15 protein-coding genes are annotated in these 16,314 nt (G+C 53.5%); 10 read left to right on the forward strand and 5 right to left on the reverse strand.

Annotated features, from left to right (window positions below; genetic code table 11):
• Nucleotides 1–88 precede the first annotated feature (88 nt).
• The 5 genes from KO497_RS03030 to KO497_RS03050 all read left to right on the forward strand — a co-directional run bounded on the left by KO497_RS03030 (nucleotide 89) and on the right by KO497_RS03050 (nucleotide 5,404).
• Nucleotides 89–1,525: an FAD-linked oxidase C-terminal domain-containing protein gene (locus KO497_RS03030; protein ID WP_215942484.1), complete on the forward strand. Its 1,437-nt coding sequence runs from the start codon at nucleotides 89–91 to the stop codon at nucleotides 1,523–1,525.
• Nucleotides 1,522–2,661 (forward strand): FAD-binding protein, encoded by a 1,140-nt coding sequence (locus tag KO497_RS03035; protein ID WP_215942485.1) that lies wholly within the window; start codon nucleotides 1,522–1,524, stop codon nucleotides 2,659–2,661. Before KO497_RS03030 ends, KO497_RS03035 begins: the two co-directional genes overlap by 4 nt.
• Complete coding sequence (gene glcF / locus KO497_RS03040; protein ID WP_215942486.1) at nucleotides 2,661–3,953, forward strand: glycolate oxidase subunit GlcF; 1,293 nt, start codon at nucleotides 2,661–2,663, stop codon at nucleotides 3,951–3,953. The genes KO497_RS03035 and glcF overlap by 1 nt, the downstream gene beginning before the upstream one ends.
• A gap of 55 nt (nucleotides 3,954–4,008) precedes the next feature.
• On the forward strand, nucleotides 4,009–4,812 hold the full coding sequence (locus tag KO497_RS03045) for a trypsin-like serine peptidase (RefSeq protein ID WP_215942487.1): 804 nt from the start codon (nucleotides 4,009–4,011) through the stop codon (nucleotides 4,810–4,812).
• A 121-nt stretch (nucleotides 4,813–4,933) separates the two neighbouring features.
• A complete protein-coding gene (locus KO497_RS03050; protein ID WP_215942488.1) occupies nucleotides 4,934–5,404 on the forward strand; it encodes an Hsp20 family protein in 471 nt (156 codons plus the stop codon).
• Nucleotides 5,405–5,495: 91 nt separating this feature from the next.
• Here KO497_RS03050 and KO497_RS03055 read toward each other — a convergent pair whose 3' ends face one another.
• Nucleotides 5,496–7,661 carry an esterase-like activity of phytase family protein gene (locus tag KO497_RS03055; RefSeq protein ID WP_215942489.1) on the reverse strand — a complete coding sequence of 722 codons (2,166 nt, stop codon included), beginning with the start codon at nucleotides 7,659–7,661 and terminating at the stop codon, nucleotides 5,496–5,498.
• Nucleotides 7,662–7,819: 158 nt separating this feature from the next.
• Between KO497_RS03055 and KO497_RS03060 the strand changes: the two genes are divergently transcribed.
• The 4 genes from KO497_RS03060 to KO497_RS03075 all read left to right on the forward strand — a co-directional run bounded on the left by KO497_RS03060 (nucleotide 7,820) and on the right by KO497_RS03075 (nucleotide 10,545).
• A complete protein-coding gene (locus KO497_RS03060) occupies nucleotides 7,820–9,034 on the forward strand; it encodes a PLP-dependent aminotransferase family protein (RefSeq protein WP_215942490.1) in 1,215 nt (404 codons plus the stop codon).
• Nucleotides 9,035–9,107: 73 nt separating this feature from the next.
• Nucleotides 9,108–9,299: a hypothetical protein gene (locus KO497_RS03065; protein WP_215942491.1), complete on the forward strand. Its 192-nt coding sequence runs from the start codon at nucleotides 9,108–9,110 to the stop codon at nucleotides 9,297–9,299.
• A gap of 253 nt (nucleotides 9,300–9,552) precedes the next feature.
• Nucleotides 9,553–9,891 (forward strand): hypothetical protein, encoded by a 339-nt coding sequence (locus KO497_RS03070; RefSeq protein WP_354668078.1) that lies wholly within the window; start codon nucleotides 9,553–9,555, stop codon nucleotides 9,889–9,891.
• 9 nt (nucleotides 9,892–9,900) lie between these two features.
• Nucleotides 9,901–10,545, forward strand: coding sequence for a DUF1523 family protein (locus tag KO497_RS03075; RefSeq protein WP_215942492.1), 645 nt, complete (start codon nucleotides 9,901–9,903; stop codon nucleotides 10,543–10,545).
• Nucleotides 10,546–10,577: 32 nt separating this feature from the next.
• Here the strand turns inward: KO497_RS03075 and KO497_RS03080 are convergent, their stop codons facing one another.
• The 3 genes from KO497_RS03080 to deoC all read right to left on the reverse strand — a co-directional run bounded on the left by KO497_RS03080 (nucleotide 10,578) and on the right by deoC (nucleotide 14,392).
• Nucleotides 10,578–11,003 (reverse strand): DUF1801 domain-containing protein, encoded by a 426-nt coding sequence (locus KO497_RS03080; RefSeq protein WP_215942493.1) that lies wholly within the window; start codon nucleotides 11,001–11,003, stop codon nucleotides 10,578–10,580.
• Nucleotides 10,993–13,326 carry an aldehyde dehydrogenase family protein gene (locus KO497_RS03085; RefSeq protein WP_215942494.1) on the reverse strand — a complete coding sequence of 778 codons (2,334 nt, stop codon included), beginning with the start codon at nucleotides 13,324–13,326 and terminating at the stop codon, nucleotides 10,993–10,995. Before KO497_RS03085 ends, KO497_RS03080 begins: the two co-directional genes overlap by 11 nt.
• A 67-nt stretch (nucleotides 13,327–13,393) precedes the next feature.
• The gene (deoC, locus tag KO497_RS03090; RefSeq protein WP_215942495.1) at nucleotides 13,394–14,392 is read right to left on the reverse strand and encodes a deoxyribose-phosphate aldolase; all 999 of its coding nucleotides are present in this window, start codon (nucleotides 14,390–14,392) and stop codon (nucleotides 13,394–13,396) included.
• A 216-nt stretch (nucleotides 14,393–14,608) separates the two neighbouring features.
• Here deoC and rpe point away from each other — a divergent pair, with 216 nt between their 5' ends.
• Nucleotides 14,609–15,310, forward strand: coding sequence for a ribulose-phosphate 3-epimerase (gene rpe, locus KO497_RS03095; RefSeq protein ID WP_215942496.1), 702 nt, complete (start codon nucleotides 14,609–14,611; stop codon nucleotides 15,308–15,310).
• A 56-nt stretch (nucleotides 15,311–15,366) separates the two neighbouring features.
• Here rpe and KO497_RS03100 read toward each other — a convergent pair whose 3' ends face one another.
• Entirely contained in the window at nucleotides 15,367–16,284 is a 918-nt protein-coding gene (locus KO497_RS03100; protein ID WP_215942497.1) for a hypothetical protein, read from the reverse strand.
• Nucleotides 16,285–16,314 lie beyond the last annotated feature (30 nt).

A 16,314-nucleotide genomic window follows, 5' to 3' on the forward strand; every position in this document is an offset into this window, starting at 1 on the left:
CCGAAATATACCTGTTTGAGTTTAGCTTGTCATACCGAAAAATTGGTTATAAAAACTTACCAATAGAAATGACATCGCGGAGTCGTCCATGCAAATGCCTGCCCCAAACACCGACGTGTTGTCCCGAAAACCCGAACTGGTTTCGAAACTCCGTGCCGTTTTGGGGGGGCAAGCCGTCATCGATGCGCCTGAAGAGGTGAAAGCCTATGAATGCGATGCGCTGGCGGCTTACCGATGCCCGCCTCTTGTCGCGGTACTGCCTAGCACGACCGAAGAGGTGGCGCAGGTGCTGCGCATTTGTTTTGAGATGGGCGTGCCTGTTGTGCCGCGCGGTGCGGGGACGTCACTGGCGGGCGGGGCCTTGCCAACGTCAGATTGTGTCATCTTGGGCGTGGCGCGGATGCGTGATGTCTTGGAGGTCGATTTTCCCAATCGGGTGATTAAGGTTCAAACGGGCATCACAAACCTGTCGGTCACAGGCGAAGTGGAAAGCGACGGTTTCTTTTACGCACCTGATCCCTCAAGCCAATTGGCCTGCGCCATCGCGGGTAATATCGCGATGAATTCGGGTGGGGCGCATTGTTTGAAATACGGCGTGACCACGAATAACCTATTGGGTGTCAAAATGGTTCTTGCAGATGGCGAAATCGTCGACATTGGTGGCGATCATATGGATGCCAGCGGTTTGGATTTGCTCGGGGTGATTTGCGGCTCGGAAGGCCAGCTTGGGATCGTAACAGAAGCAACCCTGCGCATTTTGCCCAAGCCTGAGGGCGCGCGCCCTGTGTTGATTGGCTTTGATAACAATGAAGTCGCAGGCACTTGCGTGTCTGACATCATAAAATCGGGGCTTATTCCTGTGGCAATCGAATTCATGGACCGTCCATGTATTCGCGCCACCGAGGATTTCGCCAAAGCGGGATACCCCGATTGCGAAGCCTTGTTGATCATCGAAGTCGAAGGCTCTGACGCCGAAATCGACGACCAATTGGCGCGTATTGTGACGATCGCCGAACGACACAATCCCGTTGAAATTCGCGAAAGCACATCGCCAGAAGAAAGCGCGCGAATTTGGTTGGGGCGCAAATCGGCCTTTGGCGCAATGGGGCAGCTTGGTGATTATATGTGTCTTGATGGCACGATCCCCGTGGGCGAACTGCCTTATGTTTTGAAACGCATTGGTGAGCTGTCGAAAGACTATGGCTTGGGTGTCGGCAACGTATTCCATGCGGGCGATGGCAATATGCACCCGCTGATTTTGTACAACGCCAACAAAGAGGGCGATCTAGAGAAATGCGAAGCCTTGGGCGCGGACATCTTGCGGCTTTGCGTTGATGTCGGCGGCTGTCTGACCGGCGAGCATGGTGTGGGCATCGAAAAACGCGATCTGATGACCCATCAATACACGCTGGATGATTTAGAGGCGCAAATGAATGTGAAAGACGTGTTTGATCCAAGCTGGATGTTGAACCCTGCGAAAGTGTTTCCCCTTGCGGCGTCTACAACGCGCAGGGGGCAGTTATGAGCATTTTGGGCGCGAATAATCCCGCTGTCGCAGCATGGGAAGCTCAACTGGCAGAGCAGGTGCGCGCGGGCGATACGCATTTGATCACAGGTGCCGGGTCAAGCCGGATTGGTTTGGCAACAGGTGTCGCATTGAAAGCCCCTGACCAAGCGTGGGATTATGACGCCAGTGCTTTGACCTTGACCACATCTGCGGGTGTGCCGGTTGATGTGATCCAATCGATCTTGGCCAAAGAAGGTCAAAGGCTTGGGTTTGAGCCGCCCAATTTGGCCCCGATGTTGGGGCGCGATTGCGCAGGCACAATAGGTGGGCTTGTGGCCACCAATGCCTCTGGTCCCAGCCGAGTGACGGTTGGCGCATGTCGTGATTTCTGCCTTGGGGTCGGATTTGTCGACGGGCAGGGGCGCGTGATCAAAAACGGTGGACGTGTGATGAAAAACGTCACGGGGCTGGATTTGGTCAAGCTGATGGCAGGCAGCCATGGCACGCTTGGGCTGATCACGGAAGTGAGCCTTAAAACGCAGCCTATTCCTGAAATGATCGTGACGCTTGTGGTTGAGGGCTTGTCTGAAGGTGAGGCCGTGGCCGCGATGTCTGCCGCTTTGGGAACACCTTATAGTGTGACCGGTGCCGCGCATCTGCGGGCAGATAAAAATGGCGCCCCCGCGCGCACGCTGATCCGCATCGAAGGATTTGAGCATTCGGTGACCTATCGCACGAAAGCCTTGCAGAATGCGCTGGCAGGATTTGGGGCAAGTGATGTGATCTGGGATGCCGGCGAGAACGCAACGCTTTGGGCCTCCATCCGCGATGTTGCGCGTTTTCAGGATGCTATGGGCGATGTTTGGCGGTTGTCAGTCAAACCCTCTGATGCGCCAAAACTGGTCGAGGCCGTACTGCCCGAAGATGTCATATATGATTGGGGCGGCGGGCGGCTTTGGCTTTTGACCAAACCTGACACAGATGTGCGCGCATATATGAAGGCAGGGCATGCCACGTTGGTGCGCGCCAGTGATGCGACCAAACAAGCTCTTGGCGTGTTCCAGCCTGAGAATGCTGTGGTTACCAAGATAAGTGCCGGATTGCGGGGCAAATTTGATCCGATGCAAAAATTCAATCGCGGGATGATGAGCTGATGCAAACAAACTTTACACCTGAGCAACTGACGGATTCGGCCACGGCGCGTTCGAACGAGATTTTGCGGGCCTGTGTGCATTGTGGGTTTTGCACTGCGACCTGTCCGACCTATGCGGTTTTGGGCGATGAATTGGACAGCCCACGAGGGCGTATTTATCTGATCAAAGGCATGTTGGAAAACGATCGCCCCGCGGATGAAAAGACGGTCAAACATATCGATCGCTGTCTGTCGTGCCTGTCTTGTATGACAACCTGCCCCTCAGGGGTTCACTACATGCACCTGATCGATCACGCGCGGGTTCACATTGAGAAAACCTATAAGCGTCCGTTGATGGATCGATTGCTGCGTTGGACGCTTGCGAAAATTCTGCCCTATCCGGGGCGGTTTCGATTGGCTTTGTTGGGCGCTAAAATCGGGCGACCGTTTCGCCATATGATCCCTGATCCACGATTGCGTGCGATGTTGGACATGGCGCCGAAAACCATTCCGCCGGTGTCGCGTAACGATGATCCGCAAGTGTTCTCTGCTGTTGGACCGCGCAAAATGCGTGTGGCCTTGATGACGGGCTGTGCACAAAAGGCTTTGGACACCAATATCAACGACGCCACGATCAGCCTTTTGACGCGACATGGTTGTGAGGTGGTTGTAGCCAATGGAGCAGGATGCTGCGGTGCCCTTACGCACCATATGGGACGTGAATCTGAAGCGCACGCATCTGCTGCGCGTAATATCCGTGCATGGATGGCCGAGAAGAACGGTGAAGGTCTGGACGCGATTGTGATCAACACCTCTGGCTGTGGTACGACCGTGAAAGACTATGGTCACATGATGCGGGACACGGAATTAGCAAATGATTCGTTAACGGTTTCGCATTTGGCAAAAGATGTGACAGAGATTTTGATAAAATTGGATTTACCCACCGGCAAACAAGACATGATTGTGGCATATCATGCGGCCTGTTCGCTTCAACATGGGCAACAGATCAAATCTGATCCAAAAACTTTGCTTAAACGGGTGGGGTTCACCGTTGTCGAACCCAAAAATAGCCACCTTTGTTGCGGATCAGCGGGCACATATAACCTTTTACAGCCTGAAATCTCACAAAAATTGAAAAAAATGAAGGTCGATAGTTTAGAGGTGAAGACCCCAGATGTAGTGGCAGCGGGCAATATTGGCTGCATCATGCAGATAGGATCAGGCACTCAATTGCCGGTTGTTCACACTGTTGAGCTGTTGGATTGGGCCACAGGGGGGAAAAAATCACCAAAATTGTCCACGAATCGGACATAATCGTGCCCTGAACTGCCGTTAATCATTAGTCCAGAAATAGGACTTGGGGACGAATATGAAAAACTTACTGACCATCCTCTTTCTGATCTGCATTGCAGGTCAGGCACAAGCGGATAGCCAGCTGAAAGCGTTTCGAACCGGTGACGATAGTCGCGGGTGGGAAGCCGTTGGTCGTCTTGATTTCGCGGGACGTAGCTTTTGCACTGGATCACTGATCTCGCCATCGTTGGTTTTGACCGCAGCGCATTGTTTGTATGACATCGATACAAAGAAACTGCACAAGTCGAAAGCCATTCAGTTTCGTGCAGGATGGCGAGACGGGCATGCTCAAGCTTACCGCAGCGTCGCGCGTTATTTCGTTCACCCAGATTTCGCGTTGAACAACGGCAGTCGGCATGATCGATTGACCAGTGATATCGCATTAATCGAACTGGACCGTCCAGTGAATGACACGTCGGTGTTGCCCTTTCCAACATCCCATCGTCCCAATAAAGGTCAAGCTGTAGGCGTTGTGTCCTATGCGCATGACCGTGCCAATAGTCCGTCTTTGCAAGAGACGTGCCATGTTTTGGCGCGCCAAGGTGGTGTCTTAGTGACCTCTTGCGATGTGGATTACGGATCTTCTGGTGCGCCGATCTTTTCGATGACAAACGGCAAGCCGAAAATTGTTTCTGTTGTCTCTGCAAAGGCAAACTTTCGCGGACAAAAAGTATCGGTGGGAACCTCTTTGGATGGGCCGCTGGAAGACCTTCTGGCCATGGCCAAAACAGGGCGCAAGTTCTTTAAGAAAGCGGAAGCCGATCCTATAGAAGACGAATTGAGCAATGTTGAAATCGTCGTTGGACGGATCGAAGACTAGCCCCTTGAAAGGCTGAACCTCTATTCCCAAGTAAATTGTGTCGGACGCTGCATAGCGGGTCCGACACAAGCCTGTCCCCAAAGGGAAGGCATTTATTTGGATCGCTCAATGGAGGATACCCATGCGAAATTTTGACCTGACACCGCTGCACCGTGCAACTGTTGGCTTTGATCAAATCACGGACCTGATGGACCGTGTGATCCGCCAAGATGTGTCACAACCCAGCTACCCCCCTTATAATATTGAAAAATCCGGAGACGACGCCTGGCGCATCTCGCTGGCCGTCGCTGGATTTTCGACGGATGACATCGTGATCGAGCAGCGTGAAAACGCGTTGATCATCGCGGCACGCAAGCCCGATGATGAGGCAGAGGCGGGTAAAACGTATCTGCACCGCGGGATCGCAACGCGGGCGTTCGAACGTCGGTTCCATTTGGCAGACCATGTGAAAGTGACGCAAGCGTCCCACGCCAATGGAATGCTACATGTCGATCTGTTGCGCGAAGTGCCCGAAGCACTGAAACCACGCCGGATCGCGATCGCTTCAAACAAAGACGTTGAAACGCAGGTCGTTGAGACAGTCGAGGTTTAAGCCGACTAAACGTCTAAAATAGAAAACGCCCGAGATACACTCTCGGGCGTTTTTGATTTTGGTGTGGTGAAGCCCTAAGCTTACATCTGACTTACATTTTGCCGATGGACCAGAAGAAGGTCTCGCCTGAGCTGTCATCCACACCATCGTTGTCGGTGGACACGAACATTTCGCCCTCTGCGTCGATCGCCAAGCCTTCGATCTTGTCCACAACGTAGCCGTTGTACGATTTGAGGTCTGGGATCAGATCACGCACCTCTTCTTTGGATACAGTCGGCAGGTCGCCACCAAGGGGCGCAGGCACCATATCAGCCGCAGGGATGCGGAAAATTTTCTTGATCACAGCATTAGCGCCGATTTGATTGTCGCGCTCAATGACATAGAAATAATCGTCTGCCGCAACGATTTCAGACAGACCAACCCAACCGGTTGCAGGTTCGGCTTTCTGATACCGTACAGCACCCCATTCTTGCGTCTCGATGTTGTAAGACACGAGCTTTACTGTGTTTTTAGGGTCGTCTTCCCATTCGCGCTGCATGGGCATCCAAAGCGTGTCACCAACCTTTGTAATCCCTTCAAAACCATAACGCGTTTCAACGCTCATCAATTCAGCAGGCAGACCGATTTCTGCTTCGATTTCGCCATCTGCGTTCACGTTGTAAAGCGCATGTGGGATAACGCGATCTGTGCGACCTTCTGAGGCGACCCAGAACCCGCCTTTGCCGTCCAGTGTGATGCCTTCCATATCAAGCTTTTGCGCGACATGGCCTGCGCGTGTCACGGGCAAAGCGTCAGTGATGCGGGCGGGTGTTTGTGTCGCGTCGATGGTAAAGATCGTTGGCTGGTAGCCGTAAAAACTGTCGTTCACAGCGTAGATCTTGCCCGCAACGTCCGCGTCGCCAACCATGCCTGAAATAGCCCCCCAACCGATGAGCGTGTCAGTGCCTTCAGATGTCAGTGTCGGGTACTGCGCAGCTGCGTCGGAGAGTTCATAGACCATCACATGCGACCGCACGCCACCGTCCTCGATCAAATCGGCCTCATTCGCGGTCACGAACAAGTTGCGTGATGGAATGGCGATTACGCCCTCTGGGGCGATGCCGGATGGCAAAAGCTGTGTGAACACTGGCTTTGTGGCATCTGTGACGTCGTAAACAGAAACTGTAGAGGCACGTTCTGCCAAGATGAAAGCGTAGGTTGTGTCGCCGAATGTGCCAACTTCCATGCCCTCGGGTTCTGCACCTTTGGCGTCTGAACGTTTGTCAGGATAGTGACCGGCTTGGATGATGGCTGTTTCAAAATCGGAACCGGATTCAAACACTTCAGTGCCGTCTTTGTGGAACACAGTGATGGAACGCGAACCGCCATCCATGTCGCCTTCATTGGCAATCATGATGTGGTGGTCATCAAGCCACTGCATGCCGTCAGGTTCACGCAAACGGCCCATTTGGCTTTGGTCAAATATCAAAGCGGCGCGCTCGTCGACAGTGTCGATGCGTGTCAAATCAACCGCGCCAGCAGAGAAGTGGTTGATCACATCGCCAGCGGCGTTCAAGATCACGATGTGGTTGTTTTCCTGCAGCGTCACTGCGATTTCGCCAAGGCTGTTGATGTCAACGAATTCTGGTTCGGGGTCTTCTGGGGAAATCTCTGCAAGGCCAGTGATATCGATTTTTTGCAAGCTGTCACAGAGCAAGGCTTCGTCTTTCACGCCAACATTGACCATGAAGCCCGCAGGCAATTGACCAACGCGGCCATCTCCGAGGTCTTCGTCACGTTCATTCTCGATGGCAACGGACACAAGATCGCCAGCGTGAGAATGTGCGGTGGAATCTGGCTGACCGCCAAGATCACACATGCCAGTGATGGATCCGTCTTTCAAATCGATAGACAGCAGCTTGCCGGATGGCGCGGTGTAGGTTGGGGATGTGTTCACAGCCACAAATGCGGTGTTGCCGATCACAGTCACAGACGTAGGTTCGCCGCCCACATCCACATTGCCTTTGGCTTTCGGATTTTTGGGGTCCGTCAGATCGATCAGACCAACAACGCCAAGTGGGCTATCGGTGTAGATGACAGTCATGCCGTCTTCTGACGCGCCGATGATTTCAGCAGATGTAGCGCGGTTTGTATCTTCGCCAGCGGCCATATTGCCGATGGTTTCAAATGACGCGATGCGATTGAATGTCATGTCGGCATGTGCGGCGCCAGCGGTCAACGCCAGAGCGGATGCAGCAACGAGCAGGTTCGATTTCATTTGGGAATCCCCTTGTCCATAAGATGGGATTGGTGTGATCGTTAAGGTTAACGAGAGCGCGATGGTTTTGTTTCAAATTTGTGAAGTGGGTATTTAAGTCAGTATGATTGACATAAATATCTGCATCGTGCATCTGTGGCACTTAGAGGGAGAGAGCCATGAACCACACCGATCTATTTGCCCATCGCGCACAGGGCATGAAAGCCTCAGAAATCCGTGAGTTGCTCAAGCTGTTGGATCAACCTGACATCATTTCCTTTGCGGGCGGCATTCCTGATCCGGCGTATTTCCCGCGCGACGCCTTTGCTGAGGCGATGCAATTTGCCTTGTCCGAGGCCACAGCTGGCACCGCTTTGCAATATGCTGCGTCTGAAGGCTATGTGCCCTTGCGCGCGTGGATCGCGGATCACATGGCCAAGCTTGGCGTGATTTGCGAGATCGACAATATTTTGATCACCGCAGGATCACAGCAGGCTTTGGATTATCTGGGCAAGCTCTACCTTGATAAAAACGATACCGCTTTGGTGGAATGGCCGACCTATTTGGGCGCGCTGGGCGCGTTTAATGCCTATGAGCCAAAGTTTGATCGTCTGAACGCAGGTGAAAATCGCACAGAGATAGAGATTGCTGATGATGCAAAATCGCAGGGCGGGCGGGTGAAGTTTTCCTATCTGTCGCCTGATTTTGCCAATCCAACGGGCAAGACTCTGACGCGCACAGAGCGCCTGTCGGTTCTGACGCAAGCCGAGGCGCTTGATATCGCCGTGATCGAAGACGGCGCTTATCAATCGCTGCGCTATATGGGCGAAGACATTCCGTCGATCCTTGCGCTTGAAATGGCTGAAAAAGGCGAAATTAATGCCTGCCGCACCATTTATTGCGGCTCATTTTCAAAAACGCTGGCACCGGGACTGCGTGTGGGCTGGGTTGTTGCTGCTAAACCGGTGATTGCGCAGATGGTTCTGCTTAAGCAAGCGGCGGATTTGCAGACTGCGACGATCAACCAAATCGCGGTCAATCATGTGGCGCGTGCTGTTTTCGATCCGCATGTTGCGGGACTGCGTAAGGTTTACGGCGCGCGTTTGAATGCGATGCTGTCAGCTTTGAAAACGCATATGCCGCAAGGGGTCACATGGACCTCGCCCGAAGGCGGCATGTTTGTTTGGGTCACCTTGCCGACATCGATGAGTGGCAAAGACCTGCTTGAAAAGGCACTGATGCAAAAGGTGGCTTTCGTGCCGGGTGCTGCCTTTTATGCCGATGGGGCGACGACCAACACCATCCGTTTGAACTTTTCTATGTCTGATGAGGGCGTGATAGATAAAGGCATTGCGCGACTGGCGAATGTGATCCGAGCTACATCAACGGCTTGAACCTCTACGCTTTGGTATGGGTTTTGCACTATAAGTCTTGCCAACCATGAAGGATGGGGTGGGGGTGATCCATATGAATACGCATTTTTTGACGGTCGCAGTCCTGCCGATCTGTGTGCTGGCCATTTTGGCGATTGCTTTGCCATTATGGATCACACCGCGTGATACGCGGTCGCAGCGACGTTTGATGATCAGTGTGGGTCTATCCGCATTCATTCTTTTGATCATTGGCGCTGTGTTTATGGCGGTTCTATATGCCGCTTAGGGCACGGATGTTGGGCATGTTGCTTTCAATACCCCTGTCCCCGCGGCGCTGTATTTTCTCAAACGGTCAGCTTCGACGGCATTGGTCTGGGGGCCGCTTTTGGCTTTGGCATGGTTTAGCATGGCGCAAAAAATTGAACACCTCAAAGGCAAGGACGGTGTGCGTGTCGGGTTGGGACACAAGACCGACAGGCAGGCTACCAAATAGCGATGTACCAAGATTGCCCCCAGAATAAATTCCACAAAAGCCTCTCGTGCTTTGTTTCGCAAAACGGTACTCTGAAGGTAAGCTTGGCATCGCCCAAGATGTTGCTCAATGGATCACAATGCTCAGTTTTTTAAAATTCTTTGTCATCGGATTTGTCGGACTGACCGTTTTATACGGCCTGTTGTCGATTTACGTGCGCTCGCTTGTCCGCGAACGTCTTGAACAAGACTGGGAAGATGAGGGTTCCATCGGCGCGCGCGATGACTATGTACAAAAGGGACTTGACGATTACGCGCACTCCCTGCGCCCCAAGTTACTGCTTGGCGTTTATATCCTTCCGCTGATCACCTTTTGCGTGATCTTCTATATGACAAATTTCATGTGAGGCCGACCAATGCGCTATGTTAAATGGACCCTGATTGCTTTGATCGTGCTTATCGTAGGCAGTTTTGTGCACTACACTTTGCCACAGCATGATATCGTGCGTGTGGTCGGCACCAATACGGAACGTACCATTATTCCCACCAATCGCGCGATGTTTTGGTCGTCAGGCGAACCCACACGCGACGTGCAATTTATTCAAACGGTCAAAGCCAACGGCAAGACCATGGAATACCGCAACGAGGATACGGGCTGGGGATGGCCGCCTTATTTCAAATTCGACACATCTAGCCTGTATACAGAAGCCTCGGACGCAGAATCAGACAAAGCCGCCCCAGAATGGTATTCGATCACCCACTATGGTTGGCGCAATGAGGTGCTGTCGATCTTCCCCAATGCCATTGCAATCAAACCTGTTGCAGGACCTGATGCAAAGATCGTGCCTTGGGTGAACATTATCATTCTGGTGTTCTTGGCTATCGTGATTTTGCTTATTTGGCGCATGTGGGTGCAGTTCCGCGAACGCACGATTGACCCACTGGTCGAGGACGCGGGCGAAGCTTGGGACGCTGTGGACGACAAAGCAGATGCGTTCAAAGACAGCGCACGCGATAAAGCGCGCGGTATCAAGGGGTGGTTTGCAGGGCTGCGCAAGTAAAGCGCGACCTTGGCGCTAATGGGCTTAAACACCTATTTCAGATGATATCGCAAAGCCGCACTGATTAGCAGCGCGATCTTGTCAGTTGGCAAAGTCTCACCTGCTGAAAAGACAACCGCGCGGTTTCCGTCATAAGTGAAATCATTACCGAACAGCGCGCGAAAATCAGAGATCACTGTCGTCTGGCAATGGCACAACATCGCAAAGCCGCCAGTTTTGGGCAAACCAAGCCGCAGTGTTGTGCCCGATTTTGTCGCAGCGGTGAGATAGGCAGGCTGACCCCATTTGAGGGTCTCTTCAAGAGGACCTACGTCAGGATTGCACGCGGCCACCTCAAAAATCAGCTGGCGCAAGGCCAAAAGACCCGCGCGTTCAGCCGGTGGGAAGCTGGCAAAGACTTGCGCCGCTGCCGGATTGGAAATGTGAAAGGTTTGAGACTGCGATGCCTCACTCCCCATAAGGCACCCAAATCGTTTTGACCTCAACCGATTGCGCCAACCAATCACGGGCAGCATAGCTGCGCGTTTGGCCGTTGTTCACCCAAGTGCGTTTAAGATTGCCCGCGCTCTCATGCTCGATGGTCTTGGAAATGTCAGCGCTGGAAAAGCTCCACACCGCATCAATGTCTAAATGCCCCGCCAATGTCTTGGCCAAGTCCTCATGCGACCCCGTGAGAATATTCACCACACCGGCTGGCAGATCAGAGGTGTCCAGAACTTGGTAGAAATCCGTCGCAGCAAGGGGATAAGCGTCACTGGCCACAGCCACAACACGGTTGCCCATAGCAATCGCAGGGGCGATGAGATCGACCAATCCACCCAAAGGACGATCATCGCAAAATGCGCCGATCACGCCGACAGCTTCGTTCATGGCCAAAGCCACGCCGCGCATCGGTACGGGTTTTGCAGCGCCATCGAGCTTATCGCACCATGCGGCAAAGGTGAATAATGTGTCTATGGCCTCAGACACTTCTGTTTGCGCTTTGCTTGCTGTCGTTCCGGTCAAGGCCTGAATGCGCGCCGCAAATTCATCTGCGCGCGCCGACAGATTTTCGCCAATGTAGTACAAAATTTGCGCCCGCAAATGCGCTGTCGCGTTTGACCAAGCTGTGGCGCCGCGGGCGGCCTCGACGGCGTTGCGGATGTCTTTGCGTGATCCAATGGCGGCATGGCCCAAGAGCTTGCCCTTGGGGGAATAGACCGCCTTGGAATACCCGCTGTCTGGGCGTGCTTGTTTGCCGCCGATGTACATTTTCGCGGTGCGGTCTAGCCCTTCAACGTCGATGTCTTCGGGTTTGCCATAGGTTTTTGCAGGCTTTACCGCCACGGATTTTCCGACTGGTTTGGTGTAGGCTTGCAAGCCTTCCCAGCCACCTTCGCGCCCAAAGCCGCTTTCGCGTACGCCGCCAAAACCTGCGGCTGCGTCCAGCATGTTCGCACCATTCACCCAGACCACGCCAGCGGTCAATTTGGGCGCGATATCCAAGGCAAGATTGATGTTTTCAGTCCAAACACTTGCCGCCAATCCAAAGCGCGTATTGTTGGCGATCTGCACGGCTTCTGCTTGTGTGCGAAAGGTGGTGGAGACCAGCACAGGGCCAAAGATTTCTTCCTGCATCAGTTGCGCGGAACTGTGCATCCCTGTGATCAAAGTTGGTGGGTAAAAACAGCCGTTGGGGGCAGGTACAGGCTGATGCACCGTGCCCTCATGCCCGCCCTGTGCCACCAGCGCTGTGATCCGCGCCAATTGCACAGGATCGACGATTGCGCCGACATCGATGCTTTTGTCCAAAGGATCGCCGATCCGCAGTTTTGCCATCCGAGCGATCAAGCGAGCGTGGAAGTCTTCGGCGATGCTTTCTTGCACCAAAAGGCGTGAGCCCGCACAGCAGACTTGGCCTTGATTGAAAAAGATTGCATCCACCAATCCCTCAACGGCGCTGTCCATATCGGCGTCTTCGAACACCACGTAAGGACTTTTGCCGCCCAATTCCAACGTCAGCGCCTTGCCTGAACCGGCTGTGGTTTCGCGAATGCGGCGGCCCACGCCCGTTGATCCTGTGAAGGCAATTTTGTCGATCCTGTCATGGGTAACAATCATTTCGCCCACTGTGCCATCACCAGTGACAATGTTCACAACGCCTTTGGGCAAGCCAGCTTCATTGCAAATCTGCGCAAACAAAAGCGCTGTCAGGGGCGTGTACTCTGCGGGCTTCAAGACAACCGTGTTGCCCATGGCAATCGCAGGCGCGATTTTCCAAGCCAGCATCAACAGCGGAAAGTTCCACGGGATGATCTGCCCGCATACGCCTAAGGCTTCGCGATTGGGCAATTCTTCGTCCATGAGTTGCGCCATGCCTGCGTGGTAATAGAAATGCCGTGCGACCAGCGGGATATCCACATCGCGGGCTTCGCGAATGGGTTTGCCGTTGTCCAAAGTTTCGAGCACGGAAAGCAGCCGTGCATGTTTTTGCACCAAGCGCGCCAAGGCATACAAGTACTTTGCCCGCGCTTTGCCACCAATCTTGGTCCATTTACCCTGCGCTTTGCGCGCCGCCGCGACTGCCATATCGACATCGCTTTGCGTGGCTTGGCTGACCTGTGCCAGCACCTCGCCGGTGGCTGGGTTTTTGCTGTCAAAAGTCGCAGCAGGGTCTGTCATTTTGCCATCAATAAAGTGACCAAAACGATCGCCATTATCAACCAGCCAACGCAGGGCCTCGGCCGCACTTTCAGGGGCTGTGCCGTAATCCATGGTCTCGAATATGTCTTTTACTGTCATCTGGGGCCTCAATGGCTGTCGTGTTTATCTTTGTTTTGGGGCGGCACGGCTCTTTTTAACCAGTGCGTCAACCAATGGCATGTCGATGTGCGGCCGAATAGCGGCCTGTCACATGATGTTCTAACTGCCGTTCAATATCGCCCAAAAGGCTTGAGGCACCAAAGCGGAACATATGGGGCTGTAGCCAGTGATCCCCAAGCTCTTCTTTGATCAAGCTTAGGTAAACCAATGAAGCCTTGGCCTTGGAGATACCGCCGGCAGGTTTGTAGCCAACGCGGAACCCTGTGCGCGCATGGAAATCGCGGATGGTGCGGATCATGGTCAAAGACACAGGCAGGGTCGCGTTGACGCTTTCTTTACCCGTTGATGTTTTGATGAAATCTGCGCCCGCCATCATGCACACGTAAGATGCGCGCGCGACGTTGCGTAGGGATCCAAGTTCACCTGTGGCCAAAATCGCTTTGATATGGGCCTCTCCGCAAGCTGCACGAAAGGCGCAGATTTCATCGTAAAGGGCTTGCCAGTTGCCAGTCAAAACATGGCGACGCGAAATTACGATATCGATCTCGCGCGCACCTGCTTTGACGCTTTCCTCGATCTCTCTTACTCGCAAATGAAACGGCGACAGACCTGCAGGAAAACCGGTGGACACAGCAGCCACGGGAATGCCCGTGCCATCCAAAGCCTCGACTGCGGTTTCAACCATATCGTGATAGACGCAAACCGCGCCGGTGGTGATGCGGTCCATTCCCAGCGCGTCCAAGATATCGCGGCGCACGGGATTGGCGGCTTTCGCGCACAGGCGTTTGACGCGCCCCGATGTGTCATCGCCGGCCAAAGTTGTCAGGTCAATCATGGTGATCGCCTTGAGCAGCCAAGCCGCTTGGTGATCTTTCTTTACCGAACGTCGTGCGGGCAGGGTGGCGCAGCGGCGCTCAATGGCGGATGTATTCGCTTGCGTGCCAAGCGCCCAATCCAAATCCAGCGGCACGCCCGCGTTGCGCGGCTCATGCACTTGCGGTAGATGCGCGTTCAGTTGCGTTTTGGTCACTTCTGTTGTTGTCATCGGTGCGGGCCCCGTCCGTCTGTCTGTCTACCTGTCTGCGCGCCTAGGCTGGCATGATGCGCGAGCTTTGGCAATGTTTGACCTGTTGGTCAAATGCTTTGGGCGAAAATGATCGCAACGTCACAGCAAGACGCGCATTTTAGGCAAGTTTAGGTGACAGGCCGCCTCAAACAAAGTAAAGCCTCGGATCAGAGAGCTAAAAACCACAGGTGACTTATGTCTAACCCAACGTCCTTTGATCGGTCTATCAAAATTGCGCCCTCAATCTTGGCTGCCGATTTCGCCAACTTTGGTCAAGAAATCGAAGCCGTCGAGGCCCAAGGCGCGGACTGGATCCATGTCGATGTGATGGACGGCCATTTCGTGCCCAACATCACCTTTGGTCCCGCGATGTGCAAAGCGATCCGTCCACACATCAAAACTGTGATGGACGTGCATTTGATGATCGCACCCGTTGATCCGTTTATTGATGCTTTTGCTGAGGCTGGCGCAGATTACATCACGGCGCATTTGGAAGCTGGCCCGCATATTCACCGCACGTTGCAAGCCATTCGTGGGGCAGGGGCCAAAGCGGGTCTCGCGCTCAACCCCGGCACGCCGGTAGAGGATATCGCCTATCTTTTGGATATGGTCGATCTCGTGTGCATTATGACAGTGAACCCTGGATTTGGAGGACAAAAGTTCATCCATTCGCAAGTCGAAAAGGTCCGTACTTTGCGTGCCATGATCGGAGATCGTCCCATTCATATTGAAATCGATGGTGGCGTTGATCCGACAACAGCCCCTCTTGTGGCGGCTGCTGGTGCAGATGTCTTGGTGGCAGGATCTGCGGCTTTCAAAGGTGGATCTGTCGAAAACCCGACACCGTATGGCACCAATATCGCTGCTATTCGAAAAGCGGCCGAACAGGCATTGTAAGTAAGCGTGCCGCCGGTGCGTTTTATCCTGTGACGCGGTTACGCAGCCCGATTGAGTTATCCGTCAGTGCTGGGTGTCACTTCTTCTTGGGTCGTAGGTAAGATAAAGGCCACATTGTCTTTCGCAGCCAAAGCGGCGATGTCGTCTTCGTAGTTTAAGGACAAATCATACACTGTTTCGGCTGTCCATCCGGGCACATTGCATGAGGCATTCATGAGGCTTTCATCCGCATATTTATCTAAAAACGCCAAAACAGCACGTTCATATTGAGCAGGGGATGTCAGGGTATGATTGCGCATGAACGAGCGAAATCTTTTAATGCCTTCGGGTTGCAACGACTCTGAGATCGCCGCAAATCCGCCAAATATGGGGGTGTCGTCCGAGACGTTGGCAACTTGACGGATAACGCGAGGCCAAATCAACGGCGTATCTTCCTCGCACCACAGGGTGATTTGCGCTTTGGGCAGTGCCTGTTGCAATTGCTCAACTGGGGCCAACCACGACAAAGTCATAGGATCGTTGGATTTCAAAAACCAATTCAAAGACGCAGGTGTGGAGGGGGCTGTCAACGCGGCGTTGATCAAAAATGCCGGATTCCGAATGGCCATCGTGATGTGCACTTCGTGCTGGGAAAACAGCTCTGCAACCCGTGTGACAGACGCACCGATGCCAGTATATAGCTGCCCGCCTTTGAACATCATATTACGATCGCTGGCCCAGTCTTCATTGATCATGATCAAATTTTGAGCGTCAGACTTGTCACCCAAAATTTGAGCCAAAACGGCATCTTCCTCGGATAGGATCGGTGGCAAGCCATCAAGTCGCGCCAATTCTGCAGCAATAATGGGTCGATAATGGGTTGGGCTAGGGGCTGCGATGTTCAAGCGTCCGAATGCGCGCGCTCCGGCCTTTATTGCAGCAACGAGACGCGGTGTGCGCGTGTGATGGGCGCCAATATGTAGCGTGATCCGCATTGTAATCCTTATGTTCCGAGCCGCAATTGT

The organism is Pacificibacter marinus (assembly GCF_018860665.1).
Classification (GTDB): domain Bacteria; phylum Pseudomonadota; class Alphaproteobacteria; order Rhodobacterales; family Rhodobacteraceae; genus Celeribacter; species Celeribacter marinus_A.